Origin of the sequence: Isoalcanivorax indicus (genome assembly GCF_003259185.1) — a bacterium.
Taxonomy (GTDB): domain Bacteria; phylum Pseudomonadota; class Gammaproteobacteria; order Pseudomonadales; family Alcanivoracaceae; genus Isoalcanivorax; species Isoalcanivorax indicus.
On record NZ_QGMP01000001.1, the window covers coordinates 1,625,205 to 1,651,552 of the forward strand.

Genomic DNA, 26,348 nt, shown 5'->3' on the forward strand with positions numbered 1-26,348 from the left:
CGAGGAAGAAATTCAGGCCTCAGGCCACTTCCACCTGGCACATCAGTGGATGCTGGTTCTCGCGGGCATAGTCAACGACCTGCGCCGCCTTGGTCTCGGCGATATCACGCGGAAAGACACCGCATACCGCCCGACCCTCCGTGTGCACCGTCAACATGGTGCGCGTCGCCTGTTCACGGTCCATGGCAAAGAACCTTTCCAATACCTCTACCACAAAATCCATCGGCGTGTAGTCATCGTTCAGCATCAGAACCTTGTACAACGGCGGACGACGCAGTTTCGGTCGTGCCTCTTCCACCGCCAGATCGCCATGCCGATCCGGCTGTCCGGGTTGCTCCGGCGGTTCCTGCGGCCCGCTGACCGGGTACGACGGCGGGTACGAATAGCTGCTAGAAATCATGCTGCTCTCTGATGGTTGTATACCTGTGATGCGCTCCCGGCAATCAGGATATGGTGAATTTCGGCGCATTTTTCAATAGCGGTACCCGACTCGCCACCCCGGGGCTTGACACTCCCCGGACATTGGTTAAAAGTTGAGCGGATCAGGGTACGATCGAATCAAGGTACAAGAATGTCTCCGCCAGTTTACCCGAATCGGCGTGAGCGCGGGGATAACAACAAATCAGCGGCCATCGGAGAGGCGAAGGACCATGGCTACGGGAAAGGTCAAGTGGTTTAACAATGCAAAGGGCTACGGCTTCATCCGCCCGGACGCTGGCGGGGAAGACCTGTTCGTTCACTATTCCTACATTCAGATGGACGGCTATCGCAGCCTCAAGGCAGGACAACCCGTGGAGTATGACTTGCAGGAGGCCAACAAGGGCTATCATGCCGTCAACCTGCGCCCGGCCGGAGAGCAAGGCGCGGCAGACAGCGGCTCCGCCGCCGGTGCAGCCCCTGTTGCCGCTGCACCGGTTACGGAATAACGCGTTTTACTGTTCCATGTGGCGAATGACCGCCTGACCGAACTGGGAGCACTTCAGCAGGGTGGCATCCGGCATCAGGCGCTCGAAGTCGTAGGTCACCGTCTTCGCCGAAATCGCCCCTTCCATACCCTGGATGATCAGATCCGCCGCCTCGTTCCAGTCCATGTGACGCAGCATCATTTCGGCAGAGAGAATGAGTGAGCCCGGGTTCACCTTGTCCTGACCGGCATACTTGGGTGCCGTGCCATGGGTCGCCTCGAACAGCGCCACAGAGCCACCGATGTTGGCACCCGGCGCAATGCCGATACCGCCTACTTCCGCCGCCAGTGCGTCAGAGATGTAGTCACCGTTCAGGTTCAGGGTGGCAATCACGCTGTAATCGGCCGGACGCATCAGGATCTGCTGCAGGAAGGCGTCGGCGATCACGTCCTTGATGATGATTTCCTTGCCGGTACGCGGGTTCTTCATGGTCAACCACGGGCCGCCGTCCAGCAACTCGGCGCCGAAACGCTCACGGGCCAGTTCGTAGCCCCAGTCCTTGAAGGCCCCCTCGGTGTATTTCATGATGTTGCCCTTGTGCACCAGGGTCACCGAGTCCTTGTCGTTATCGATGGCGTACTGGATGGCCTTGCGCACCAGGCGCTGCGTGCCCTCGCGGGACACCGGCTTGATACCGATACCGCACCCTTCCGGGAAGCGGATCTGGGTCACGCCCATCTCTTCACGCAGGAAACGGATCAGTTTGGTGGCTTCGGGGCTGTCTGCTTTCCACTCGATGCCGGCATAGATGTCTTCGGAGTTCTCCCGGAAGATGATCATGTCGGTCAGTTCGGGATGGGTCACCGGGCTGGGTACCCCGGGGAACCAGCGCACGGGGCGCATGCAGGTGTAGAGGTCGAGCTCCTGGCGCAGGGCCACGTTCAGGGAGCGAATCCCGCCGCCTACCGGCGTCGTCAACGGCCCCTTGATCCCGACAGTGAATTCGCGCATCGCTTCCAGGGTCTCTTCCGGCAGCCAGACATCGGGGCCGTAGACCTTGGTGGCTTTCTCGCCAGCGTAGATTTCCATCCAGGTGATGGCGCGTTTCGTACCGTAAGCTTTCTCAACGGCGGCGTTCACCACTTCAATCATTACCGGCGAGATATCAACGCCGATGCCGTCACCCTCGATATAGGGAATGATCGGGTGGTTGGGTACATTCAGGGATAGGTCCGCATTAACGGTGATTTTGTCACCATCTGCCGGCACCATGATCTTTTGGTATCCCATCTAACTACTCCCTCTGGAAAATAACCGTACAATTCGGTAAGCGGAGCCTCTAGGCCTCTCAGGAGGCGCGATTATAGCATTGGCGGGCGCAGCTTGCCTGACCTTTTGCGAATCACCGCCATCGTTTTCGGCCATGAGCGGCCCGCGGGTTATCAACAAGAGAGACGTCATGGCACGCCTGATACTGTTCAACAAGCCCTTTCGGGTCCTGTCGCAATTTACCGATGACGGCGGACGGGCCACGCTCGCGGATTACCTGCACATCCCCGGCGTCTATCCGGCCGGGCGCCTGGACTGGGACTCTGAAGGCTTGCTGTTACTGACCGATGACGGCGCCTTGCAGGCACGCATCAGCCAGCCTCGCTTTCATTTGCCCAAAACCTATCTGGTGCATGTCGAAGGCGTTCCGGACGCCGCACAGCTTCAGCAACTTCGCGATGGCGTTCAATTGAACGATGGTCTAACCCGGCCGGCACAGGCCCAGCCCTGCGAGGCGCCGGACTGGCTGTGGCCGCGCCACCCGCCAGTGCGTGAGCGCAAAACGGTGGCCGACAGCTGGCTGCAACTGACCATCAGCGAAGGCCGCAACCGGCAGGTACGGCGCATGACGGCCGCCATCGGCTGCCCTACCCTGCGCCTGGTTCGCGTGCGCATCGGCGACTGGACGCTCGACAACCTGGCGCCGGGCGAGCACCGCGAGATCAGTGTTCATCTTCCTCGCCCTGCTCCCGCCAGCGGCGCGCCGCCTTCACATCGGAAGCCCGCGCCTCGACCCAGTCGCCATCGCCCCCGGCGCCGCTGACCCGTTTCCACAGCGGCACCTCCGTCTTGACCCGGTCCATGAGACAACAGCACGCCTCGAAGGCCTCGGCTCGGTGAGCCGCCGCCACGCCCACCACCACGATGGTGTCACCCGCCACCATGTGGCCGACCCGGTGCCAGGCCAGCACGCGCGCCAGCGGCCAACGGCCGCCCACCTCGGCGGCAATACGCTCCAGCGACTTTTCTGTCATGGCCGGATAATGCTCCAGGAAGAGTGACGCCACCGCCCCGGCCTCATCGCGTACCTGACCCGTGAACAGCACCGTGGCGCCTGCCGCGCCACCTGCCGCCGCCAGCCACGCCTGTGCTGCGGCGCAATCCAGCGGCGTATCGAGCACCCGACAATCCCGCAGCACCTGGCCCGCCATGATCAGCCCCCGGTCACCGGCGGGAAAAAGGCCACCACATCGCCGTCCTGTACCCTGGTGCGCGCCTGCGCAATTTCCTCATTGACGGCGGCCAGCACCTGCTCCCCCGCACCCAGAGCTTCTTCCCAGGCGGTATCGCCCTGGGCCAGACGCGCGCGCACCGCACCCACATCGCGCAGATCCGGCGTCCATTCCAGCAACGCCCGCTCGGTACCCAAACGCTCGCGCAGGCCGGCGAAGAACAACACTTCAATCATCTACCGTCTCCATTCACCACTGCGGCCACCCGCCTTTTCCAGCAGGCAGATGCCCTCCACCCGCATGGCCCGGTCCACCGCCTTGCACATGTCATACACCGTCAACGCCGCCACCGACACCGCCGTCAGTGCCTCCATCTCGACCCCGGTCGGTCCCTTGACCCGGCATTCTGCCTCGATCCGCAGCACGGCTTCCGTGGCCCCGTTCTGGTTCTCTTCGGGCACCAGTTCCACACGAATCTTCGACAGCAGCAACGGATGACACAGCGGAATCAGGTCCCAGGTTTTCTTCGCCGCCTGAATCCCGGCCACCCGCGCCACGGCCAGCACATCCCCTTTGGGATGCTGTCCATCGACGATCATGGCCAGCGTCGACGGCGTCATATAGACCCGCGCCTGCGCCCTGGCCCGCCGATCAGTATCCGGCTTGTCGGTCACATCCACCATCGATGCCCGCCCTTCGGCATCCAGATGGGTCAGTGTCTTGTCGCTCATTGATTATCCTGTACCTGTTGAAAGCCCACTCTGCAAAAAAGCATCTGGACGACCCGCGCTCACGGAGGACGCCTGGGCGGGGACACCCTCCCGGGACTGTGTGAGGCATGGATGCCGAACGCAAGCCTCCAGGGATGGATTCACGGCGGGTCCCGGGAGGGTGTCCCCGCCCAGGTGGCCGGACCTGGCCCGGAGCACCCGTGTTCGGCAGGAAAGCCGCCAAACTGGCCCTGTATCGGGACGCTGATGTACCATCCCCGCTCCGCCGGATCGAGTCAACCATGAACAGTTTTACCCCCCATATTACCGTGGCCACCCTCGTCGAACAGGACGGACGTTTCCTGTGTGTGCGTGAGCGCGCCAATGATCGCGACGTGATCAACCAGCCCGCCGGGCATGTCGAGTCCGGGGAGCAGCTGGTGCAGGCCGCCTTCCGCGAAACGCTTGAAGAAACGGCCTGGACCGTCAAGGTCACGGGGTTTCTCGGTTGCTACATCTTTCAGCCGAACCCGCGCGGCGGTGTCTATCATCGCTATTGCTTTATCGCGGAGCCCCTGCGCCACGATGCCGGGCAGCGCCTGGATCGGGGCATCATCGAGGCCGTGTGGCTGGACGCCGAGGCGCTGCGCGCGCGCCGCAGCGAGCACCGCAGTCCACTGGTCATGCGCTGCGTTGACGATTACCTCAGCGGCCGGCGCCTGCCCCTTGATATCATCTATGAACATTCCTGGGCTTTGCAGGAAGGCTGATGACACTGGCTGAACGCGCACCCGAAGAAACCCGCATCATCGTCGGCATGTCCGGCGGTGTGGATTCCGCCGTGGCCGCCTGGCGCCTGAAAGATGCGGGTTACCGGGTTGAAGGCCTGTTCATGAAGAACTGGAACGAGGATGACGGCACCGAATACTGCACCGCCCGCGACGACCTGCTGGATGCCATGCAGGTGGCCGGGGTGCTGGATATCGAGCTGCACACGGTCAACTTCGCCGCCGAGTACTGGGATCGGGTGTTCGAGCATTTTCTGGCGGAATACCGCGCCGGGCGAACCCCCAACCCGGATATCCTGTGCAACAAGGAAGTGAAATTCCGCGCCTTTCTGGACCACGCCCTGACCCTGGGCGCCGATGGCATCGCCACCGGTCACTACGCGCAGGTGCGCCATGGCGAACACCTGGGCGAGCTGCGTCGGGCTGTGGACGCCAACAAGGACCAGACCTATTTCCTGCATGCGGTGGGCGGCGACAAGTTCGCCCGCACCCTGTTTCCGCTGGGCGGTCTGGAGAAGCCCGAGGTCCGGCGTATCGCGGAAGCTCAGGGCTTTGCCAATCACAAGAAGAAGGACTCCACCGGCATCTGCTTTATCGGTGAACGCCGCTTCAAGGATTTCCTGCAGCGCTATCTGCCCGCCCAGCCGGGCCGCATCGAGGACGACCATGGCCATCTGCTCGGCGAGCACAGCGGCCTGATGTATTACACCCTCGGCCAGCGCCAGGGCCTGGGCATCGGTGGCCGCGCCAATGCCGACGAGTCACCCTGGTATGTCGCCGCCAAGGACCTGGAGCGTAACGTGCTGGTGGCGGTGCAGGGGCACGATCATCCGTTGCTGCAAAGCCAGCAGCTGGACAGTGGCCCCATGCACTGGATTGCAGGTGAGGCGCCGACGCTGCCCGCACGCCTCACCGCCAAGACCCGCTATCGCCAGCCGGATCAGGCCTGTACTGTTGAGGCACTCGCGGATGGCCGCGTGCACGTGCGCTTCGAGGCCCCCCAACGCGCTGTAACGCCGGGTCAGTCGCTGGTGCTGTACGATGGCCCTGTGTGCCTCGGCGGCGCCGTCATCGAATCCACAGGCCCATCAATGAGCAGACCTGCATGAGCAGACCCGAACATACCCACCAGGTCATCGGCCTGGCCGCCATGTTCCAGGCCGGACAGCTGGCCGATCGCATCGCCGCCACCGGCCAGTGCCTGGATCAGCCCGTCGAAGCACTGCTGGCCGGCACCATGAATCTCTCGCCCAGTGACTATGAGCATGTCTACCCGTCACTGGCCGACCTGCGCCCCGGCTTCACCCTGCTGCGTGACGCCCTGGCTGGCAAGCAGAGCAATGACAATGTGCGGGCTGTGGGCTATGCGCTGGCCCTGATGCACCTGACCACCCGCTTGCGCAAGGACGACAGCCTGATGAGCATCCTCGGCAACCGGCTGGAGGCACTGGACGCCCAGCGCGCTCATTTCGACAGGCTGGCCTCGGCGGAATTCTGCCACCGGCTGGCCGGTATCTATGTGGATACCCTGGGCACGCTCAAATTCCGCATCAAGGTGCAGGGCGAGCCTGAGCACCTGCGTAACGAGGACAATGCCGCGCGTATCCGTGCCCTGTTCCTCGCCGGTGTCCGCGGCGGCGTGCTCTGGCAGCAGGCCGGCGGACGGCGCTGGCACCTGCTGCTGCAGCGCAAGCGTCTGCTGGAAGCCTGCGACGCCATCCTGCGCCAGTCTCTGCACTGATCTCCCCGTGCACGCCCCTGCCCGCCCTCTGCGGGCGGGGTCAGGGTATCTCGCCCGCCCCGCCCCCTTGCTGTATCATGCGCGCGATTCCCGAACCCCCTTGACGACTGCCGTCCGCCCAGGAGCACGCCCATGTCACAGCAGGACACCCTGACCGCCATTTCCCCCGTGGATGGCCGCTACGCCGGCAAATGCGATGCGCTGCGCCAGATCACCAGTGAATACGGCCTGATCCGTAACCGGGTGCGCGTCGAGATCCGCTGGCTGGAAACCCTGTGCAAGACCCGGGACATTCCCGAAGTCCCGCTGATGAGCGCGGATACCGCCTATCAGCTGCGGCAGATCACTGATCGCTTCGACCAGAAGGCCGCCCAGCGCATCAAGGCCATCGAGGCCACCACCAACCACGACGTCAAGGCGGTGGAGTACTACATCAAGGAGCGTATGGCTGAGTTCGGCGAGCTGGCCGCAATTGGTGAGTTCGTGCACTTTGCCTGCACCTCCGAGGACATCAACAACCTTTCCTACAGCCTGATGCTGGCCGAAGCCCGCGCTGTACTGCTGCCGGTGATGGACAAGGTGATCGAATCGCTGCGCCGCCTGGCTCATCAGTTGGCCGATCAGCCGCTGCTGTCGCGCACCCACGGCCAGACCGCCTCACCCAGCACCGTCGGCAAGGAAATGGCCAATGTGGTGGCGCGCCTGAAGCGTCAGCGCGAGCAGTTCGCCGCCGTGGCCCTGCTGGGCAAGATGAACGGCGCCGTGGGCAACTACAACGCCCACCTGGCCGCCTACCCGGATGTCGACTGGCCCGCCGTGGCCAAGGGCTTTGTCGAAGGCCTGGGGCTGACCTTCAACCCCTACACCACCCAGATCGAACCGCATGACTGTGTTGCCGAGTATTTCCACGCCTTGATGCGCTTCAATACCGTGCTGCTGGATTTCGACCGCGATGTCTGGGGCTATATCTCACTGGGCTACTTCAAGCAGCGTACCGTCGAGGGCGAGGTCGGCTCTTCCACCATGCCGCACAAGGTCAACCCGATCGACTTCGAGAATTCCGAAGGCAATCTGGGCATCGCCAACGCGCTGATGGACCACCTGGCCGCCAAACTGCCAATCTCTCGCTGGCAGCGCGACCTGACCGATTCCACCGTGCTGCGTAACGTCGGCGTCGGCCTGGGCCACAGCCTGATCGCCTATGAAGCCTCGCTGAAGGGCATTGGCAAGCTGGAAGTCAACGCCGCCCGCCTGGACGAGGATCTGGACGCTGCCTGGGAAGTCCTGGCCGAGCCGATCCAGACCGTGATGCGTCGCTATGGCATCGAGCAGCCCTACGAAAAGCTCAAGGCGCTGACCCGGGGCAAGGCCATCACCCAGGAGGCGCTGGCCAGCTTCATCGACAGTCTGGAGATTCCGGAAGAAGCCCGTGAACGCCTCAAGGCGATGACGCCGGGCAGCTATGTCGGCAATGCGGCAGATCAGGCACGGGCCATCTGAGTGAGTTCACTGCCACGCTTTACCCTGCCCTTGCCCGCCGCTGACTTTCTGCGCGACTACTGGCAGCGCAAACCGCTGCTGGCGCGGGGCTGCGCCTCGGGTCTGGAGATCCCGGACCCGGACACCCTGGCCGGTCTGGCCCTGGAGGACGGCGTCGAGTCGCGCCTGATCATGGGCGGCCAGCAGGGCCAACACGGCGAGACAGCGTCCTGGACCCAGCGCCACGGCCCCTTCGATGAAGACGACTTCCGCACCCTGCCGGAAAGCCACTGGACGCTGCTGGTGCAGTCGGTGGACTACTGCCTGACGGAAGTGTCCCTGTTGCTGGACAGTTTCGACTTCCTGCCGCCCTGGCGCCTGGAAGACATCATGATCAGCTATGCCGTGCGCGGCGGCAGCGTCGGCCCGCACTTCGACCAGTATGACGTATTCCTGATCCAGGCCAGCGGCCAGCGCCGCTGGCAACTGGGCCCGGCCTGCGACGCCAGCACGCCGCTGCAGCCCCACGACAGCCTGCGCCTGCTGGCCGACATGCCGGTGCAGGAAGAGCACCTGCTGGGCCCGGGCGATGTCCTGTATATCCCCCCCGGTGTGGCCCACTGGGGCATTGCCGAAGACGACGACTGTGTCACCTGGTCGGTAGGATTCCGCGCCCCGCGCCGCGCCGACCTGCTGGCGCGCATCACCGACGAATGCCTGGCCAACATGCCCGAGGCCCTGTTCACCGACCCGGGACGCGACCTGCCGGAGGATGCTGCCGGGCTGAGCGACACCGATGTCGACGCCCTCACCGCCCAGGCGCTGGGCCTGGTGACCCCCGAGCGTGCCCGGCAGGCGCTGATGCAGTTACTCAGTGAACCCCGCCAGAGTGGCCCCGATTTTGCAGGCCTTGATTTTGAGGTGGATACCGGGCACATTCGCGCCGCAGCCCCGGAAGCGGTGCTGGTCCGGCACGGCAGTACCCGCCTGCTGGCCGACGCAAAGGGGCTCTGGCTCAACGGCGAACATGTCCCGCTGCCCGACGATTCACGCAGCCTGGGCACTTATCTGGCCAGTCGGCGTCTGTATGATGCCGCATCACTGAACCAGCATGCCGGTACGGCCGGGATGGAGTTACTGAATGAATGGATTGAACAAGGCTTTTTCGTTTCCCTCGAGTGAGGCAGTCATGGCGTTCACCGTAATCCGGACCACCTGGGCCGAGCATGAAGCCGCTCTGCGACATATCCGCGATACCGTATTTGTGCAGGAACAGCATGTTCCGGAAGCACTGGAATGGGACGGTGCTGATGAGGAATCCGTGCACTTCATCGCTCTGGATGAACAGCACAACGCCATCGGCTGTATCCGTTTGCTGCCCAGCGGCCAGATCAGTCGCCTGTCCGTGCTCGAGCAGCATCGCAATCAGGGGATCGGCAAGGCATTGCTGATCGCCGCTGAAGAAGAGGCGCGCGCCCGGGACATGCGAGAGATTTTCCTGCACGCCCAGACCCATGCCACCAGCTTCTATGAAAACTGTGGCTTCAGCGTGACGGGCGGCATCTTTGTCGAAGCGGATATTCCGCACCGGCAGATGTTCAAGGAACTCAGCGCGGCCTGATGTCGGGCACGGACTGGTTCCTCGGCGAGGACAACCACAGCTACCCGCTGCCCGACCTCGCCGCCTTTACCGACGCGCTGCTGCGCCTGCTCCCGCAAACCCGCCGCAGCGTGATCATCCAGGCCCCCGAACTGGACACTCCCTGGCTCGGCAACCAGGCCATCGGCAACCTGCTCAGCCGCCATCTGCGGCATCATCCCCGCTTTCGGCTGCAACTGCTGTTCAATGACGCGCGCCGCGCTGTGCGACAAGGACACCACCTGATTCGCCTGGCGCAGCAGTTCCCCAGCTACTTTGATCTGCGACGGGCTCAACCTGACGACCAGCGCCATGCCGCCTGGCTGATCCTGGACGAGCGCGCACTGATCAGCCGCGATGACGTGCAGCGGTTCCGCGATGGCAGCGCCACCCCCAATGCGCCGCTGGCCGCCCGTAATCTGCTGCGTGATTTCGAAGACCGCTGGCAACGTGCCCGGCCCGACCCGCAGCTACGTCGTCTGTATCTCTGAAGCCGCACCCGGAAATGTGACCTCTCCCGACCTTCACGCAACGATAATTGTTATCATGCGCCACCTTGCCAACGGACAGGAGCGCATGCCGTGTCACACCGCACCCGGGGCCTGCTCGCAGGTGTCCTCAGTCTTACGCTTGCCCTGGCCGGTTGCCAGCGCAGCGACACCCCCGCTTTCACCGATTATTACCTGATCACCCAGAGCGTCGAGGCTCGCGGCCTGGGCAACGCCGAGATCAAGGCCTGGATGCGGGCCGACTATTTCCAGCGCGGCACGCAACGCACCGCGTTGCAGGTGACCCCACTGTGGATGTCCATCGGCGATGGCTACCGGGGGCTGGATACCGCACAGCCGGATGCCTACATGCTGGAAGACGAGGAATTCCTGACGCTGCTGGACTGGATGTTTGCCGGCACCCGGCTGGAGCTCGCCCGCGATGGCCGTATCCGCGAAGTCAAACCCGGCAACCCGGACGCCCACGCACGCATCATGGCGCGGATGCCTGACACCTTCCCCGCCCTGCATGAGCAGACGCCCCTTCTGGTGCGACTGCCGGACGACCTGCATATCGACCAGCAGTGGCAGGATACCCAGGCACTGCCCGACGGCGGGGACATGACGCTGACCCTGACCGTGATCGATATGGACGATGAGCAGGTGCTGCTGAGCCTGCGTGCCGGCCGCTTTGCCGAAGACCTTGACCAGGCCGAATTCCCCTACGCCTCAGGCACCATGTTGCTGCGCCGGGATGGGGAATACCCGGTGGAAATGCGCATGACCCTGCTCGCCCGCCACGATGACCTGCCCGGTGACGAGCCCCTGCAGATGACCCTGTCGCTGGCCAGCAGCGCCTTCAGCGAATACGGTTTCCATCAGTATTCGGGCAGCGACTATCTGGACTGGATCGACAATCGACTGCGGCACCGTGCCCTGGAACGCCCGGGCAGCGACGATATCGAACGCGAGTTACAGCGGCTGGATACCTCACAGGAAGCCATCCTGGCGCTGGATCACAGCCTGCATTGGCAGCTTCACGACGGCGACGTCATTCTGGACCATGATCTGCCCTCGGTATTCGATTACCACCTGCCCGGCATACGCCTGGCGGGCATTCGCCTGCTCGGCCACGATGGCCAGCCGCTGGCCCTGGATTACCTGCTCAATCGCCAGTTCGAACAGGAGCTGTATGCCGGCGCCACACGGCTTGGCGATACCCATTCGCCAGTCATGTTCCCGGACCCGCGCGCACCACGGGATCTGGCCAATGACCTGGACCGCATCGAACTGGATCTGTTGATTGAAAGCAGCACCGCGCAGCCGGTGACTTATATCTCGCGCGAATCATCACAGGATCATCCCGCCGATGCACGGCTCAGCGCTGTGCAATGGTCCGATGATGAAATCCGCCTCACGGTGCCCCGCTCTCACTGGGGCCTGGTGCCCGTGGCCCTGGACGCCAACGGCGAACCGGTGCCGATGGACCTGGTCTATCTGCCCGCCTGGCTGCAGCGCCTGCCGGAAGGCCCTGAGCGGTACCTGCTGGCAGACACCAGCAATCTGATCCTGGCCAATGACACGATGGAGATTCTGGTACGTACCGGGGAACCGGCGGCGCAACTGGCGCTGTACTTCGCCGAAAGCCGCTGGACAGCCCATACGCTGAGCGCCCCCCGCCTGGATTCGCCCGCAGGCGCCGAGGTACGGCGCTACCGCACTACCGCTGCGTCCCGTTTCCCGGAGCCCGGCAGCGAACCGCTGCCCAGCGGACAAGTCGATGTCCGGGCCGCATTCGCGGACAGCGCCCCCCTGTGCAGCGATTGTGACCACTTCAGCCTGCCCTGGCCTGACCCCCTGCCCCGTGTGGTGGCCGACAGTTGCCGCCTTGAAGCGCTCGATCCACAAGGCGCACCGGCTCGTTACTACGGCAATCTGCTGGCCAGCCAGTTCGAACCCGGCGGTTATATGAAAGACCCGGCGCTGTGGCTGACCAGCAAGGACGTTGTCCAGGTGCGCTATTTCCATGACCTGACAGTGAGCGTGCAACTGCATTGTCCGGAGAGCGTGGAATTCGTGCTGGAAGCCCCCGCCGACAACGACTGCCTGGAAACGCCCGATGCGCGCACGCTGCGGCTGCGCGACAGCGAAGACTGCGCCGCCTTGTCGCTGGCCCATTTGAGCGCCATGGATGATCTGGGCTTCCTGCTGCGGGCCGACACTGACGACCAGGCTGACGACCGCACACGACGTTTTCTGGGGCCGGTGGACCAGGTCCACTATCCGCACCCTGCAGGGGACTTCAGCCGCGAATGGACGGTGCGCTTCCCGGCGCTGCCTTGAGGAGATGCCGATGCAATATCTGACACGCGTCCTGTTGCTGGCCCTGCTGACCAGTGTTTCTGTTCCCGTCTCAGGTGACGACACCTTTGACGACACGGCGCGCCAGCGGGTATGGCTGGATCATGCCCTGCAACCTGTTGCGCAAGACGACGCCATCTACTATGCCTACGTGCCCCTGCCCGCCGTGGAAAGCGACGACGGCCGAACGCGCTACCAGCTGCATCTCTACCACCCCAACGATCAACTGGCGCGCGATACCCTGTTCACCCGAGCGGACCCGAGTGAAGGCTTTCGGGACGGCCCCTATCGCCATTACAGCCCGGAAGGCACGCTGGTGGGGGAAGGCGCTTTCTCGCGCGGATCGCCCCACGGCCCATACAAGACCTGGTTCCCCGACGGCACGCTACGTCGTGAAGGCCAGTACGAACACGGCCGTCGCCACGGCGTGCAACGCGAATGGCACGACAATGGCCAGCTGCGCAGCGAAACCCGCTACGAACACGGTCAGCTCACCGACGGTGTGATTGAAGTGCGCGATGCCGAAGGCCGCCTGGAACGTCGGCATGAGCGTCTCGGGGGTCAGATTCACGGCCATGACGAACGCTTTGTCGAAGGGCGTCTGATCCGCCGCACGCCCTATCAGCATGGTCAGCGCACCGGTGTGGCGGAGATATTTGATGAGGACGGCAACCTCCGGGAGCGCTATACCCTGGATAACGGCCGCCGTGTCGGCGAAAGCCGCAGCTGGCATGCCAACGGCACGCTGCGCGAGTTGCGCCTCACCAGTGACACCGGCGTCCTGCTGCGCCACGAGGTGTTCAGCGAAGACGGCCTGCCGCGCTCGCAGATGCGCCTGCTGCAATGGGATAACGGTGAAAGCCTGATGCTCAGCAACCGTTACGATGCCGAAGGCGAGCCAGCCCTGCGTGAGGCCGAGCAGCGCGACACTCAGGGCCGGCGTGTGCATCGGGTTGAGTGGCGACAACGCCCCGACGGCACCGAAAGCACTCGGGTCGAACTGCTGCATACCCCCCATCTGGACGACATCGTCGCCCTGCAATACCACCAGACCCTGGCCGCAGATGGCACCCTGCAACAGCGTCGCCGCGCCCTGCGAACCCGTGAGGGCGAGCGTTGGCTACTGGATGGCTTCCAGCGCACCGACAACCATATGGGCGGCTGGGAAGAAAGCCATTATCGCCGGGGAGACCGCCATGGCCCCTACCGCTTTTTTGACCGCAGTGGCGAGATCATCAGCGGCGGGGAGTACCGCGATGACCAGCGCCACGGCACCTGGCAGGAGCGCGACCTGCACGAGCAACAGACCAGCTGGTTTCACTACGAAAACGGCCAGCGCCATGGCGACTTTCATGCCGAAAATGATGACGGCCAGATCGTTCAGCGCGGGCGCTACGAGCGCGGCGAACTCAGCGGCGCCCTGGAGCATTTTGACAACGAGGGCGAGCGCACCGGATACCTGTATTTCCGTAACGGCAAGCTGCACGGCGACGTGGAGGACGTGGATCGGGAAGGCCACCACATCCGCATGACCTATTACGAAGGCCAGCGCCATGGTGACTACATCAAGACCCAGGCCGCCGGTTATCCGCTGGAAATCGGCCAGTATGAACACGGCAACGCCGTGGGGCGCCACTATCATTTTGGCGCCGACGGTCGCCTGCTATGGTTCACCGATTACGAGGACGGCGTGATGGTTGCGCACGAGTCTGCCCAGACGCTTCGCGCCGAAGGCCGCTATTGAGCCAGTCATTAAAACACCGCCGTCAGCTGCCACAGATCGTGGCCGCTTTCGCGGTACTTCAACTCGAAGTCTGTCAGCGGCTCCCCCAGCGCAGCCGCTGACAGCCTGTCCAGCGACGCAGAGATACCGGCCAGCGCCAGCGCCGCCTGCATCTCCTGCAAATACAGCCCCCAATTGCTGCGCAGCGTCAGCCGACCGCCCAGGGCCAGCATGGTGGGGAACACCGGATGGCCATGCCAGCGCCGCTTCAGATGCGCGGCCTTGGGCCAGGGGTTCGGGTACAGCAGATAATGCGCCTCAAGCTGCCAGCCTGCTTCCTCTGCCAGACGCCAGAAGTCCGCACATTCGGCACGCAGTAACAGCAGGTTGTCCGGCCCGCTGCCCGAGCGCGCCAGACGATGCGCTGACTGATCCAGCCCGATCACCCGGGCCTCGGGATGGCGCTGGGCCAGCAGCCGCGACGAGCGCCCCGTGCCGCAACCGGAATCCAGTATCAGCGGCGCCCCGGGAGACGCCCGGTACCAGGCATCCGCCTCGGCAAACGCCGCCCGGGTGTGGGCCGCCACAGGCGCCCGCCAGGCCGACGACAGGTGACGCTTCACCACCCGCTCCAGATCCTCGTGAATCCCGGCCTGATTGCTGGCCACCGGCTTGCTGTTGCCGAACATCTGCTGCACCGACCTGTCGGATAGGATAGGGTCGGGCATGATAACCGACACACGGGGATGGCACACCATGCGCTCTGGCTCCTTGCTTCCTGCTCTGATCCGCTCCGGGTTGCTGGCCCTGCTGCTCTGCCCTGTGCTCAGCGCGGCGCAACCGGCCACCGCACAACCGGTCATGGAGACCCGCATCATCGATACACTCGGTGGCGAATCGCTGATCCCCGTGATCGAACCGCTGCTGATCGAAGGCGGGCGTATCAGCCATTACCGCGGCCGCCTGGTGATCCGCACCAGCGCCGAGAACCTCGCTGAAATCAGCGCCCTGATTGCCGAGATCGACCAACCCCCCCGCCCTGTGCGCATCACCCTGCGCCGCGACGCCCGTTCCTCGGATACAGGGCGCGACACCAGCGTGCAGATCGAGGCGGACAGCGACGGCCGTGTCGGCGGGCGCGCACAAGCCAGCCAACAACAACGCACACAACAGCGGCGCGATGACTACCACATCACCACGCTGGACGGTCATGAAGCCTTTATCGACCGGGGACAATTGCTGCAACTGGCGGGCTACGCCCCCGGCAGCCGCGAAATACTGCCCTTGCTGCAAGGCATTGCAGTACGCCCGCGCCGACTGCCTGACGGCCGCGTGCAGGTCGAGATCAACCAGCGCTTTGAAGAACAGCGCGCCAGCGGCCAGCTGGAGACACAAGCCGCGCAAAGCACCCTGCTACTGCAACCGGCGCAGTGGTACCCACTGGGCAGCCTGCAACAGGACAACTCCAGGTTGGCTCCCGGCCATCGTTCAGATCAGGCGCAGCACATCAATCTGGAGATCCGGGTGGAGCTGAGCGACTGAATCCAGTCCGGATTTTCGGGTGTGACCGCTATCACACCCAAAAAGATGTCAGAGATTTCCTACAGACAGGATGTAAAAAAGCTTGATAAGGTGCGGCCTTTCACAGGAAAGCTGTTCAGGAGGAACGCCCCCGTGCATCCCGTTTCCACTTCCCGTGCTCGTCAAGATCATGCTGACACCGTAGCACGCACCGTAATCGGCACTCTCGTGCTCGAAAATAATCAGTACTTCCTTCAAGGCGACCAGACTACCCCTGGTATGTGGCCCGTCAGCGAGTATGCGGAGCATCTGGGTGGCCTGAAGGGGGGGGATCGTGTGACGGCAGTGCTTGCAGGCACAGGCGCAGATCAAGCGGACGCCGCGATCGTGACCAGCCGACTGGTTCGTGCTTCGGAAAGCACGCCCGCACTGGTCGATGAACTGGAGAGCGGCGCTCTGCTCTTCAACGCACCCAAAGGCCTGATTCTGCAAGCCGGAAACAGCCGCATCGAACTTCAGCCAGATGGCACCTTGCTGATTGATGGCGAAGACATCCGCACTCTTGCTCGTCACCGATATACCGTGAAAGGCGCTCGCGTCGAACTTAACTGAGCGGCGCGTGACCATGCAAAGTACCATGCAAAGTACAAAAAAGCGCATCATGGTGCGTCATTACACACTGGATACGCCCGCAGGTAATAACGCCAGCGAAGTTTGTGCTGCTATCAATGAAGGCAACCCGGGCTTCCGCATCTACGATACGCTTCCGGTCAGCGCGCGCACCGGCCAGGGCAGTGCATTTCCGTTACTCGGACTGATCGGCAGCCCGGACGGCCAGGCACTCCTAAGCCCGGATCGTCTGCTGTTTCGTCTCAACACCTTGCTGGACGCGCCTGACGACTGCCCTCGCCCGCAAATCGCCTTGCTCTGCCATCCGGCCACAACGAACCCACAGTACCCGGCTTTGGCGAAAGCATTACTGCCGCGCCTCAAGGCCCGGCTTCAGGATTATGGCATTGAGCACATTGAGCACGTTGACGAGCAGCAGTTCCCCGCAGCACTATCCAGACACTTGCAGGAACTGGAACAGGGAAAGCAGCCTGCACTGCTGATTGTGTCGCTCGACAGCCTGGTCAACCACGCCGCGCTCCACGCGCGACTCGCCGATCATGACGCGCGCACCACCGACAATCCGCACGGACGGGTCTTGTCGGAAGCCTTGTGCGCCCTGTGGCTGGAGGCAGTCGGTGAAGAAACCGAACTGGCCGACGGCACAGTGATGCTCGAACGTCTCGTCACGCATCATGAGCCCGATGATCAACTGCCTGACCGGCGCTGGCATCGCGCGCTGCCCGAGGCGGCCGCCAAAGCACTGGGCTGCGAAGCGCCGGGCGATCTGGCCAACCCGGTCCCGCGCCCGCATCACATCATGCTCGCCCGCGCACAAACCATGGCCGATGAGATGATCTGGTATCAGACGCAAAGCGCGCTGTGGCCATTGCGGCTCTCGCCACGCGACAATCTGGCCATGCGCAAGGGCGAGAAGGCCGCGCCGCAACCGGAACCGCTGCCTGCACAGCACATCATGCGACCCGCCATGACCCTGGGTGATACCGGCGCGAGCACACTGACTCTGGCCATCATCCTGGCGGCCGAATGGATGCGCGCCCCCGAGCAACCTGCCCAGGAGTGCTTGCTGCTCGATCACATTCGGCGTCAGCGTCTGGCACTGCTGATTCGGCAGCTCGTCCCGCACACGGCCGAAGCTGCGCCCGAGGTAGCCCATGCTTAGTCTGGCCAATGACAGTGACCTGCAAGCACAGCTGCTGCCCAGCTGGAACGCCCTGGGCGAACGGCAGCACACGCTGATCATCAAGACCAGTCATGACTTCGACCTTGATGGCAATCTGACACCCTCGAGCGAACCCGCCCCCATCATCATGACTGATGAATGGCGCGGCGAGCCGCGCTTCAGCAGCCTGGCAGCCGCTAACGAATCAGCGCCCTTCAAGCAGAACGCCGAGTATTACCTGTTTGGCAGCGCCTGCCCCGTGAACCCGTGCAGCGTGATGCGCGTCAGTCTCGCACTGGAGAGTGACCGACATCGCCAACAGAAAGTCTTGCGAGTACTGGGCGAGCACCAATGGGAAAGTCACTGGCTGGGCGCCCTGCGCGGCAAACCGGCCGAACTCGCCCCCGCAACCCCCTTGCATTATGAATTGGCCTACGGCGGCCATACCGGCAAGCGCGATACCGACAAGCAGGAAGAAGCGAACCCGGCAGGACGAGGCTTCAACCCTTCCGCTTTCAAGATCACCGACCCCCGCGCGCCGTTAATCGAATACGATCAGGAGGCTCCGGCCTCGTCGCCACGCCAGAAGCTGACACCCGCAGGCTTCGGCCCACTGCCGGCCCTGTGGGCACCGCGCCGTCAACGCATGGGCGAGATCAATACAGATCCGCAACATCACGAAGGGTGCCCATGGGACCCCAAGGCGGCGCCCGATCTGCACCATTGCGCGCCCGATGATCAGCAATGGCCCCATGCCTTCGCCGGCGATGAGCGGCTTACTCTTCAGGGGTTTTTCGCTGAGCGCCATACCCCGCTGCACCTGAACCTTCCCGTTCAGCCGATAGCACCACAACTGATCGACGGCGGCCAGCGACGCAGCCTGTCGCCGCAGTGCGATACGCTGGTGATCGATACCGACCGCCGTCAGCTGCACCTGATCTGGCGTTGCGCGCTGGCCTGGCATTCTCCGCTTGATCCACGGCCCGTCACGCTGTGGCTGCCTCCCGAATTGTCACTATCAAGGAACGAGAGCGATGAGCAATATATTGATTAACGGCCGCACCGCCGTGCACGCCAGCTCTGGCGGCGTCCTCAGCACACAGGAAGTGTGCAAGACACCACCCTTTTGCCGACCCGCCATGTATGCCAACGTAGCCACGTCCACCGACGCCAGCGGCACCGCTGGCAGCATACTGATCAACGGCCAACCGGCCTGCCACAGTCAATCCACCTTTGCCCGGAGCATCGGCGACGAAGCCGGCACCTGCGGCGGCACTCAGTCCGGGACCATCATGGGGCCTGCTGAGTTCATCACGTTCTCGCCGAATGTTTTTTTTGAGGGCCAGCCCGCCGTGCGTCAAGGCGATATGATGGTCTCGAACAATCGCAACACGCCGCCCGCGCCGCTGCAGCAACCCGCGGCCCCTGTCGCCGTTGCTCAGCAAGCCAGCGAGGGTGAATGCAGAAGTCTGCTGACGCCACACAAAATCAACGTGGAAGACGGTGAGCAGACCCGTCCGCGTCGCCGTCACTTCCTGACGTTGCGCAAGTAAGGGGGCCCGACATGTCATCCACACAACAGGTCAGCCAGTGCCAGACCACCGACGACGGCCGCGGCATCATCACCCTGAACAACGTCGAGCCAGGCTCAGGCCCACTATGGATCGAGATGGCGTTCCGCAGTGATTATCCCGCCGACGTACTGCGAGGCTTGCGCGACAACGGCTATTTTACCGACAGTGAATCCCCCCGCTTCTATCGTGTACCCCTGGGTATTGTGAATAGCGTTGAAGAGGATGACGATAGCAGTGCCGATGTGGGCATTACCCATATCAAACCGACACGCTTTGCCAACCCGGAAGGCACTGAACTGGCACCGCTGAGGGATGGCGGGCGGCTGTATGTCTTCATCAACGGCTGGCTATGGCGCGAGATCGCCGTGATCCAGGGTGGCACCGTCTTTCGTGACATCAACCTGGCCAAGTATCAGGGCCAGAACCAGCGCCCTTTTGACGATCTGGACACCGAAGTTGGCGCCATCACCGTACCCTACAAAGTGAACGGCCAACCCTGCCTGGTGCAGATCGCCTATTCAGAGATTCCCTGGAGCTGGGCCTTTATCGAGCGGCTCGGCGGCCTGGCCGACGACGACCCCCGCTACCTGCCTGACCTGCCCGTGCATGACGATTACCGCTGGCACCGCGACAACGTGGACCACGTTCAGCGCATGCAGCGCGCCACCCAACTCAACCTGCTCAGCTTCAATGACGACCTCAGCCCCGAGCAGCTGCGCGACACCAACATGCTGGTCGCGGGCACCGTCGAACAACACTACAACCAGCCTGAGCCCGGCTGCCCCAGCCCGATCCCTGATCTGGATGCCCTGGACATCGAGGAGCGTCTGATCGTCGCCGCCCTGCCTGACCCGCTGGGTATTGCGCTGGATATGGTGGCGGATATCCAGCTGGATCTGGATGAACTGAAGCAGCATCTGGTGGCCATTGAAGACGACGAGCATAGTGAAAACGCGGTCTATGCCTATCAATTGTTCTTCAATGAAAAGCTGCATAGACAACGCCATGGTGCTCGCGGCACGCGCCATGTCGACCGTAGTCAGCAGAGTCGACAACTCCGCTCCGCAGCTGCCCGCATGGATCGCGCTTATATCGAACAGATCCTCCGCGTAGAAGAACGCCGCAGACTGCGCCAATCCATCCGTGAAAAACGCAAGGCACTCGCGCTGTGGCTGGATGGCAAGAACGCTGATGGCACCGACGCCGCCATACAGTATGCTCACTTCCTGTCCTGTCAGCAGGCGTTGCTGGATTACGCCTGGCTACCACTGCCCGGAGACCGCGAGCGCGTAAACACGCTTTGGCAAGCCGCCGAAAATCGTTCCCCCGGTGAGGCCACCCCGGATTACCTGGCGTTGTGGAGCGCCGTTGTCGGAGTTATGGGTGGCGGCGGTGGCGACCCCGCACTGTATGACAGCGGCTACGACGCCGACCAGGATCAGGAACTGGAAAATCTCGACGAGGACCCTATCAACCAATGGCTGGCGCGTCTGATCGATCCCTCTCATCCGTTACATTCTGCGCTGTTTCCCAGCAGCAATCAGGTCCCCGACGAAGAGGAATTTGAAGTGGATATGGCGCAGGCGCTGGAGCCTCCCAAGGACACCGCGTTCCGCGCCCATGCCTTTGCAGCGCTCAATGGCGCCCAACCAGACTGGTGGTATAACCAGGCCATCGCCAAACAGGCCAACGAAGTGCTTGGAGCCTTTTTGTTTCATTTCCAGAAGCAATGGCAAAAATCGCTGTCAGGCCAGAAAACCATCGAAATCCCAAAGCTGTTTGTACGCATGGGCAAGGTCAGCCGAAGCGAACTTAAAGGTGCACGGCTTGTAATGGCCGGGGATGCCATCCCGCAGGGCTATATAGTGATGGATGGTGATTTGCGAGTACGTGAACAACTGAAGCGCCAGCAGCGGCGCAGTTCCTTCCGGGCAGAAAGCGATTTCTCGGCGTTGCGTAGCGACCGGGTGGCGGTAATGGGCAAAGACGGCATGATCGGCAGCACACTGCCTTCCGAACTGTACCAGAACCATGGCCTACCTGCCGATTTCAGTCAACAAACGTGGAACCAGCTTTTTCGCTCTGTAGATAGTAATGGTCTGGCCACCGCATCAGCGACGCTGGTGGTCATCCCAGACACCAGCCCCTATGCTCGCCACTGGAACTTGCCTGAAGGACAAGCCAACACCAATGTTCGGTTAACCACTGGCGTGATGAGACTGGGAAATGTCAGTTTGCCGCCGGTATTGGCGGTGCTCGAGGTGATGAATATAGTATCAGTTTCCAAAACAATTATGGATGAATTGGACACTGGCAAGCCCACGATTAACACAGCTTCTCGCGCTCTTGTTATCGCCTTGTCGCTTGGCTATGCCCTTACCGACACCGCTATCCGTATTGCTGGGGAACCGGCTGCAATGCGAATTATGACAGCCCCGATGCCGCAAGCATTAGGAAAAAATGTACTAAGCCGGGCGCAGGCGCTCGCAACGTGGGGAAATGAGGGCTCACGCCGGATTGCCAATGCCTTTGAACTGAGAACCTTTCAGAGTCTCGGCGCCGGGATTTCGGCTGCTGGTGCCATACTCGCCAGCTGGGAAAGCCTGATACAGATGGATCAAGGCAACCATGCTTCCGCCGGTGCCCATGCCGTTGAAGCCGGCGCGGCAGCGGGCCTGGCACTCAGCCAACTGGGGCGTGCCGCTGCCGGCGAAGGCGCGAAGCGGTTTATGATTATGCGACTGGCCATCGCGTTCGGACCTTGGGGCTGGGCCTTTCTTGGCCTGACCATTACCGCCAGCCTGCTGGCCCACTCCCTGCGTCTTTCACCACTGGAGCGCTGGGCCGCCTTCGGCCCCTTTGCCTCGAGAGCGGGTCATCGTTATAGCCAGGAGTTTGAGAACAAGGGCTCTATTGGCGCTTTCCGTGAGCTACTCAGCCTGCTACAAGGGCCGCAGGTGCACCTGAGCCGCAATAACCTTTACAACCCACCCCGTCTGGAAGTCACTATCGTGGCACCCAGCGCTGGCATATCAGGCATGATTGAACACGAAGTTCGCTGGTATCAAAGCCGTGGCGATGATCGCTTTGCCTCACTTACGCCTATCGCCTGGGAAAACCTGCTGAGTAATCAAGACGACCCGGGAAGCCGGATTGGGCAAGTCGCCTGGTATGCGCTTCCTGAGGGCGGCGAGTGCGAAGCCCTGTGCCGCATCTGGAACAGCCAGACCGAGGACTATTTCCCTACCGCCGATCTCGCTGACGCCGATCAGGCGGCGCTTCAGGCCATTCTCGACCAAGCCAATGAGAGTGCAATGGCGTGCCACGTGGAAGAACAACGCCTCACCAGCGGCTGGGCCCGCTCACAAAAGCTGCGCATCTGATCAAAAGGCCCCCTACCGATGACCGACAACGAACAGAACTACTACGCGCCCACCGCCTATAACAGCGAGAAGCCCCGTAATCTGCCGCCCGCCAGAGATCGCAGTGAAGATGGCTATTTTCTCAATAAATCACTAGGAAATCCCATTAACCTGCCGAAAAAGTCTCATTGCCGGGAGTATCTTGCACAGCGGACGCCCGGCAGCTGGTACAAGTTATCAAAGAATCCAGGATTATGGAGCGAGAGTCCATCTCAAGAAGATGGTCCACATGTCAAGGTCATTTGGGGAAGCATCTTCGAGTGGCCTGTTTTTATTCGTATGCTAAATCATATTTTTGGGATATTCATTTTTGTTGGAGGGGCAGCAAGCGTAGCTTTATACTTATTTATCGGTGGACTAAGAGGAGCAATGGTAATGATAGAGTTCCTGCTTATTCCTACCCTTGCCTGGGCAACCATAAGGTATCTAACTCGTAAAGAGCCAAAACTAAAAACTGACACCCGCTTCTTCCGCCGAACCGGTATGGTCAGCATCTACCTCGACAAAGGAAAACGCCAGGAAATCCCCTTTGACGAGTTTGATCCCTATGTCAGCTTCAACACTGGCCCATCCGGTAGCTCCAGTTTGATTCTGAACCTGGTGCATCGCTACTCCAACACCGCGATTGGCTACCACAACGCCTTTATGTTCGAGGACAAGTTGAAAATAGAGTGGGAACAGCTGTGTGATTTCATGGATATCTCGCGCCCGCTTCCTGAAACGCCCATTTACGAGCAATGCCGACACTGGGATCCGGTATCCAAGGCCTATGACGAGAAGCACAACCGCCCGAGTGATTACTGGCACAAGATGAGCAAGAAAGACATCCAGGCTCTAACCTTTCATGCCTATGATGCCGTTAAGGACTACCCTTGGGGTCGCACCCGTCAGCAAGCCCTGGCCCAAGGCTGGAAACCCTCCGAACAACGCTGGCAAGAAGAACAGGCGGAAAAGAAACGGAAAGAGGCGGATCAGTCGGCTTGATCTGGCGGTGAAACCGTGCAGGCCACTCACCTGGTGCTGGAAACCCGGCTGCATAGCCCCATTATCGACGACTGGCTGCCGAACCTGGCCCAAGGCGAAAGCCAAAAACACACCCAGGGCAATGCCGCCAGCGAACTCCAAACCACTCGCTATAGCAAAGACGGCAAGCATTACACCGAGTGTCGCCTCGCCGGAATGAACCACGCCATCGATATGCTCAACCATATCTACATCCCTGTCCATTAAGGCAAACCATGATGCAGCCTGACAGCACCTACACCGACACCGCCTACGACAGCCGTGGCGATGATCGCTTTGCCTCACTTACGCCTATTGCCTGGGAAAACCTGCTGAGCAATCAAGACGACCCGGGAAGCCGGATCGGGCAAATCGCCTGGTATGCGCTGCCAGCCGGCGGCGAATGCGAAGCCCTATGCCGCATCTGGAACAGCCAGACCGAAGACTATTTACCCACTGCCGATCTCGCTGACGCCGATCATGCCGCACTGCAATCTATTCTTGATTATGCCAATGAGAGTGCAATGGCGTGCCAGGCAGAAGAACAGCGTCTCACCAGCGGCTGGGCTCGCTCACAGAAACTGCGCCTCTAATCACAAGGCAGCCCGAACGATGACCGATAACGAACTGAACTACTACGCAGATACTGCCTATAACAGCGAAAAGCCCCGCGATCTGCCGCCGGCCAGAGATCGCGGTGATGACGGCTACTTTCTCAATAAGTCACTCGGCAAACCTGTTAATCTTCCTAAGAAATCGCATTGCCAGGAATTTCTTGGACTAGAAACTGCCGGTCACTGGCACAAGGTTGCAAAACGCCGTGGCATTTGGTCTCGGCCACCATCGCAGGAGGATGGTCCTCATGTGAAGAAAATATGGGGAAACATCTTCGAGTGGCCTGTTTTCATTCGAATGCTTAATCATATTTTTGGGGTAATGCTACTTATAGGCGGGGGAGGTGTAAGTATCATGTCTTTACTTCCCTCCGGCCCGTCAGCGGAGGAAGTTTTCTTTTTCCTTTTTTTTCCCGTATCCATATGGATTATTGTAAAATTCTTAACACGTAAAGAGCCAAAATTAAAGACCGATACTCGATTCCTACGCCGTACCGGTATGGTCAGCATCTATCTGGGCAAGGGAAATCGGCAAGAAATACCCTTCGACGAGTTTGACCCCTATGTCAGTTTCACCACCGGCCCCACAGGCAGCTCAAATCTGGTTTTGAATCTGGTTCATCGCTATTCCAATACCGCAGTTGGATACCATAATTCCTTCATGTTCGAGGAAGATTTAAAAGCCGAATGGGAGCAGCTATGCGATTTCATGGATATCTCCCGCCCTCTACCAGAGACCCCCGTTTACGAGCGCTGCCGCCATTGGGACCCCGTATCTCGCATGTACGATGAACAACATAACCGCACCAGAGATTACTGGTTCAATATGAGCAAAGGTGCCATTCATGCTCTTAGCATGCATTCCTATCGAGCAATCCGCGAATACCCTTGGGGTCAGACCCGCCAGCAAGCTCTAGCCCAAGGCTGGAAGCCCTCCGAACAACGCTGGCGAGAGGAGCAAGAGGCAAGAAGACAGGCTCAGGCAGATGATCTTGTCTGATGCTCATCCTTGATGTCCCTTATGTCTGCCGCGAAGCTCCAACAACATGACGTCACGCAGTACGTTGAGCGCCCTATGAACCCAAATGACAAGACTTCGGTGTATTCCGATACCGCCTACGACAGTCGGAAGCCGCGCTCGATGCCGCCGGAGCCCGAACACAAAGACGGGTTCCTTATGCGCACGGCAAGGGGGCAGCGCATTACGCTCCCGGCGGGCGCACACTGCAAAGAGCATGCCTCTATGGGCTATATGCCCTCGGACGTCAAAGGTAGCATCCAGATCGAGCAGTATGAGCAGGAAAACCGCGGCGGACACAGAATGGTCACATGGCCTGATCTGCTTGAGTGGCCGGTCCTTCAGCGGTCATTACAGTATGTAATCGCATGGTTCACTTTTGCCGGCGGCCTTTTTTCTGCTATCTTTATAGGAATCTTCACCGGATTAAGTAATGGAATTTACTTATTTACATACTTCTTTTTACCGCTATTTTCAATCTGGGTCATTCTTCGTTATTTGAACAGAGGCGAACCCAAACTAAAGAAAGACACTCGCTTCTACCGCCGCACTGGCATGGTCAGCCTGTATCTCGGCAAGGATCAGCCTCGTCAGGAGATTCCCTTCGACGAATTCGACCCGTACATGAGCTTTCGCACCGGCCCCACCGGCTCCAGCAGCTTTGTCCTGCAACTGGCTCACCGCTATTCAGAAACCCTGATCGGACACCCCAACCAGTTTGATCACGTTCATGGGGTTTATCTGGCATGGGAAGAGCTACAGCAATTTATGGATGTCTCGCAGCCCCTGCCTGACACCGTGTACAACGAACGCTTCCGCCCCTTCGACCCTGTCACGGTGGAATTTGATCGCGAGACCAACCGAAAGCCAGATCACTGGCGCCGCTTCGATAATCGCACTTATCTGGATTACTGCGTCGTGGCCAGTGATGCCGCAAAAGACTACCCATGGGGCAAAACGAGGGAACAGGCTCTGGCCGAGGGCTGGAAGCCGTCTGAGCAGCGCTGGCAGGAAGCGCAGCAACGCCGCGAACAGCGTCAGGAGAACGACATCGCATGAGTGCTGCCGGG

At 61.3% G+C, this 26,348-nt stretch carries 28 protein-coding genes; 22 read left to right on the forward strand and 6 right to left on the reverse strand.

Annotated elements, in window-relative coordinates; all coding sequences use genetic code 11:
• Positions 1 to 19: 19 nt before the first annotated feature.
• Positions 20 to 400 (reverse strand): ATP-dependent Clp protease adapter ClpS, encoded by a 381-nt coding sequence (gene clpS / locus DKW65_RS07410; RefSeq protein WP_111656645.1) that lies wholly within the window; start codon positions 398 to 400, stop codon positions 20 to 22.
• A 250-nt stretch (positions 401 to 650) separates the two neighbouring features.
• Between clpS and DKW65_RS07415 the strand changes: the two genes are divergently transcribed.
• The gene (locus DKW65_RS07415) at positions 651 to 926 is read left to right on the forward strand and encodes a cold-shock protein (RefSeq protein ID WP_111656646.1); all 276 of its coding nucleotides are present in this window, start codon (positions 651 to 653) and stop codon (positions 924 to 926) included.
• Positions 927 to 932: 6 nt separating this feature from the next.
• On the opposite strand, the gene icd is transcribed toward DKW65_RS07415, so the two are convergent.
• Positions 933 to 2,195 carry an NADP-dependent isocitrate dehydrogenase gene (gene icd, locus DKW65_RS07420; RefSeq protein WP_111656647.1) on the reverse strand — a complete coding sequence of 421 codons (1,263 nt, stop codon included), beginning with the start codon at positions 2,193 to 2,195 and terminating at the stop codon, positions 933 to 935.
• Positions 2,196 to 2,364: 169 nt separating this feature from the next.
• Here icd and DKW65_RS07425 point away from each other — a divergent pair, with 169 nt between their 5' ends.
• Positions 2,365 to 2,997 (forward strand): pseudouridine synthase, encoded by a 633-nt coding sequence (locus DKW65_RS07425; RefSeq protein WP_111656648.1) that lies wholly within the window; start codon positions 2,365 to 2,367, stop codon positions 2,995 to 2,997.
• Here DKW65_RS07425 and DKW65_RS07430 read toward each other — a convergent pair.
• From DKW65_RS07430 to moaC, 3 genes are read right to left on the reverse strand one after another with little or no spacing between them, the layout of a single operon-like run.
• On the reverse strand, positions 2,897 to 3,385 hold the full coding sequence (locus DKW65_RS07430; protein WP_111656649.1) for a molybdenum cofactor biosynthesis protein MoaE: 489 nt from the start codon (positions 3,383 to 3,385) through the stop codon (positions 2,897 to 2,899). The genes DKW65_RS07425 and DKW65_RS07430 overlap by 101 nt on opposite strands.
• Positions 3,386 to 3,387: 2 nt before the next feature.
• The gene (moaD, locus tag DKW65_RS07435; RefSeq protein ID WP_111656650.1) at positions 3,388 to 3,642 is read right to left on the reverse strand and encodes a molybdopterin converting factor subunit 1; all 255 of its coding nucleotides are present in this window, start codon (positions 3,640 to 3,642) and stop codon (positions 3,388 to 3,390) included.
• Complete coding sequence (gene moaC, locus DKW65_RS07440) at positions 3,643 to 4,137, reverse strand: cyclic pyranopterin monophosphate synthase MoaC (RefSeq protein WP_111656651.1); 495 nt, start codon at positions 4,135 to 4,137, stop codon at positions 3,643 to 3,645.
• A gap of 281 nt (positions 4,138 to 4,418) precedes the next feature.
• Between moaC and DKW65_RS07445 the strand changes: the two genes are divergently transcribed.
• The 9 genes from DKW65_RS07445 (at position 4,419) to DKW65_RS07480 (ending at position 14,356) form a co-directional block, all read left to right on the forward strand.
• Entirely contained in the window at positions 4,419 to 4,886 is a 468-nt protein-coding gene (locus DKW65_RS07445) for an NUDIX hydrolase (protein ID WP_111656652.1), read from the forward strand.
• The gene (mnmA, locus tag DKW65_RS07450) at positions 4,886 to 6,013 is read left to right on the forward strand and encodes a tRNA 2-thiouridine(34) synthase MnmA (RefSeq protein ID WP_111656653.1); all 1,128 of its coding nucleotides are present in this window, start codon (positions 4,886 to 4,888) and stop codon (positions 6,011 to 6,013) included. The genes DKW65_RS07445 and mnmA overlap by 1 nt, the downstream gene beginning before the upstream one ends.
• Positions 6,010 to 6,645, forward strand: a complete 636-nt coding sequence (gene hflD, locus DKW65_RS07455) for a high frequency lysogenization protein HflD (RefSeq protein ID WP_111656654.1) — start codon at positions 6,010 to 6,012, stop codon at positions 6,643 to 6,645. The genes mnmA and hflD overlap by 4 nt, the downstream gene beginning before the upstream one ends.
• Positions 6,646 to 6,777: 132 nt before the next feature.
• The gene (gene purB, locus DKW65_RS07460) at positions 6,778 to 8,145 is read left to right on the forward strand and encodes an adenylosuccinate lyase (RefSeq protein WP_111656655.1); all 1,368 of its coding nucleotides are present in this window, start codon (positions 6,778 to 6,780) and stop codon (positions 8,143 to 8,145) included.
• Positions 8,146 to 9,306 (forward strand): JmjC domain-containing protein, encoded by a 1,161-nt coding sequence (locus DKW65_RS07465; protein ID WP_111656656.1) that lies wholly within the window; start codon positions 8,146 to 8,148, stop codon positions 9,304 to 9,306.
• Between the two features lie 7 nt (positions 9,307 to 9,313).
• Entirely contained in the window at positions 9,314 to 9,745 is a 432-nt protein-coding gene (locus tag DKW65_RS07470; RefSeq protein ID WP_111656657.1) for a GNAT family N-acetyltransferase, read from the forward strand.
• A complete protein-coding gene (locus tag DKW65_RS07475; protein WP_111656658.1) occupies positions 9,745 to 10,254 on the forward strand; it encodes a DUF7931 domain-containing protein in 510 nt (169 codons plus the stop codon). The genes DKW65_RS07470 and DKW65_RS07475 overlap by 1 nt, the downstream gene beginning before the upstream one ends.
• 90 nt (positions 10,255 to 10,344) lie before the next feature.
• The gene (locus DKW65_RS15865) at positions 10,345 to 12,594 is read left to right on the forward strand and encodes a hypothetical protein (RefSeq protein WP_162925758.1); all 2,250 of its coding nucleotides are present in this window, start codon (positions 10,345 to 10,347) and stop codon (positions 12,592 to 12,594) included.
• Between the two features lie 10 nt (positions 12,595 to 12,604).
• A complete protein-coding gene (locus tag DKW65_RS07480; RefSeq protein ID WP_162925759.1) occupies positions 12,605 to 14,356 on the forward strand; it encodes a toxin-antitoxin system YwqK family antitoxin in 1,752 nt (583 codons plus the stop codon).
• An 8-nt stretch (positions 14,357 to 14,364) separates the two neighbouring features.
• On the opposite strand, the gene trmB is transcribed toward DKW65_RS07480, so the two are convergent.
• Positions 14,365 to 15,024, reverse strand: a complete 660-nt coding sequence (trmB, locus tag DKW65_RS07485) for a tRNA (guanine(46)-N(7))-methyltransferase TrmB (RefSeq protein ID WP_111657569.1) — start codon at positions 15,022 to 15,024, stop codon at positions 14,365 to 14,367.
• 67 nt (positions 15,025 to 15,091) lie between these two features.
• Between trmB and DKW65_RS07490 the strand changes: the two genes are divergently transcribed.
• Genes DKW65_RS07490 through DKW65_RS07540 form a run of 11 tightly spaced genes read left to right on the forward strand, consistent with a single transcriptional unit; the run spans position 15,092 to position 26,337 of the window.
• Positions 15,092 to 15,877 carry a hypothetical protein gene (locus DKW65_RS07490; protein ID WP_111656660.1) on the forward strand — a complete coding sequence of 262 codons (786 nt, stop codon included), beginning with the start codon at positions 15,092 to 15,094 and terminating at the stop codon, positions 15,875 to 15,877.
• A gap of 21 nt (positions 15,878 to 15,898) precedes the next feature.
• On the forward strand, positions 15,899 to 16,468 hold the full coding sequence (locus DKW65_RS15870) for a hypothetical protein (RefSeq protein WP_162925760.1): 570 nt from the start codon (positions 15,899 to 15,901) through the stop codon (positions 16,466 to 16,468).
• Between the two features lie 25 nt (positions 16,469 to 16,493).
• The gene (locus tag DKW65_RS07500; RefSeq protein WP_162925761.1) at positions 16,494 to 17,648 is read left to right on the forward strand and encodes a hypothetical protein; all 1,155 of its coding nucleotides are present in this window, start codon (positions 16,494 to 16,496) and stop codon (positions 17,646 to 17,648) included.
• Positions 17,641 to 18,702 (forward strand): DUF2169 family type VI secretion system accessory protein, encoded by a 1,062-nt coding sequence (locus DKW65_RS07505; RefSeq protein WP_111656663.1) that lies wholly within the window; start codon positions 17,641 to 17,643, stop codon positions 18,700 to 18,702. The genes DKW65_RS07500 and DKW65_RS07505 overlap by 8 nt, the downstream gene beginning before the upstream one ends.
• On the forward strand, positions 18,683 to 19,201 hold the full coding sequence (locus tag DKW65_RS07510; protein WP_111656664.1) for a DUF4150 domain-containing protein: 519 nt from the start codon (positions 18,683 to 18,685) through the stop codon (positions 19,199 to 19,201). Before DKW65_RS07505 ends, DKW65_RS07510 begins: the two co-directional genes overlap by 20 nt.
• 11 nt (positions 19,202 to 19,212) lie before the next feature.
• The gene (locus tag DKW65_RS07515) at positions 19,213 to 22,605 is read left to right on the forward strand and encodes a hypothetical protein (RefSeq protein ID WP_111656665.1); all 3,393 of its coding nucleotides are present in this window, start codon (positions 19,213 to 19,215) and stop codon (positions 22,603 to 22,605) included.
• A gap of 18 nt (positions 22,606 to 22,623) precedes the next feature.
• The gene (locus tag DKW65_RS15875; RefSeq protein ID WP_162925762.1) at positions 22,624 to 23,628 is read left to right on the forward strand and encodes a hypothetical protein; all 1,005 of its coding nucleotides are present in this window, start codon (positions 22,624 to 22,626) and stop codon (positions 23,626 to 23,628) included.
• Positions 23,629 to 23,643: 15 nt separating this feature from the next.
• Positions 23,644 to 23,874: a hypothetical protein gene (locus DKW65_RS07525; protein WP_111656667.1), complete on the forward strand. Its 231-nt coding sequence runs from the start codon at positions 23,644 to 23,646 to the stop codon at positions 23,872 to 23,874.
• Between the two features lie 8 nt (positions 23,875 to 23,882).
• Entirely contained in the window at positions 23,883 to 24,239 is a 357-nt protein-coding gene (locus tag DKW65_RS07530) for a hypothetical protein (RefSeq protein WP_162925763.1), read from the forward strand.
• A gap of 19 nt (positions 24,240 to 24,258) precedes the next feature.
• The gene (locus DKW65_RS07535) at positions 24,259 to 25,260 is read left to right on the forward strand and encodes a hypothetical protein (protein ID WP_162925764.1); all 1,002 of its coding nucleotides are present in this window, start codon (positions 24,259 to 24,261) and stop codon (positions 25,258 to 25,260) included.
• Positions 25,261 to 25,281: 21 nt separating this feature from the next.
• Positions 25,282 to 26,337: a hypothetical protein gene (locus DKW65_RS07540; RefSeq protein WP_111656670.1), complete on the forward strand. Its 1,056-nt coding sequence runs from the start codon at positions 25,282 to 25,284 to the stop codon at positions 26,335 to 26,337.
• Positions 26,338 to 26,348 lie beyond the last annotated feature (11 nt).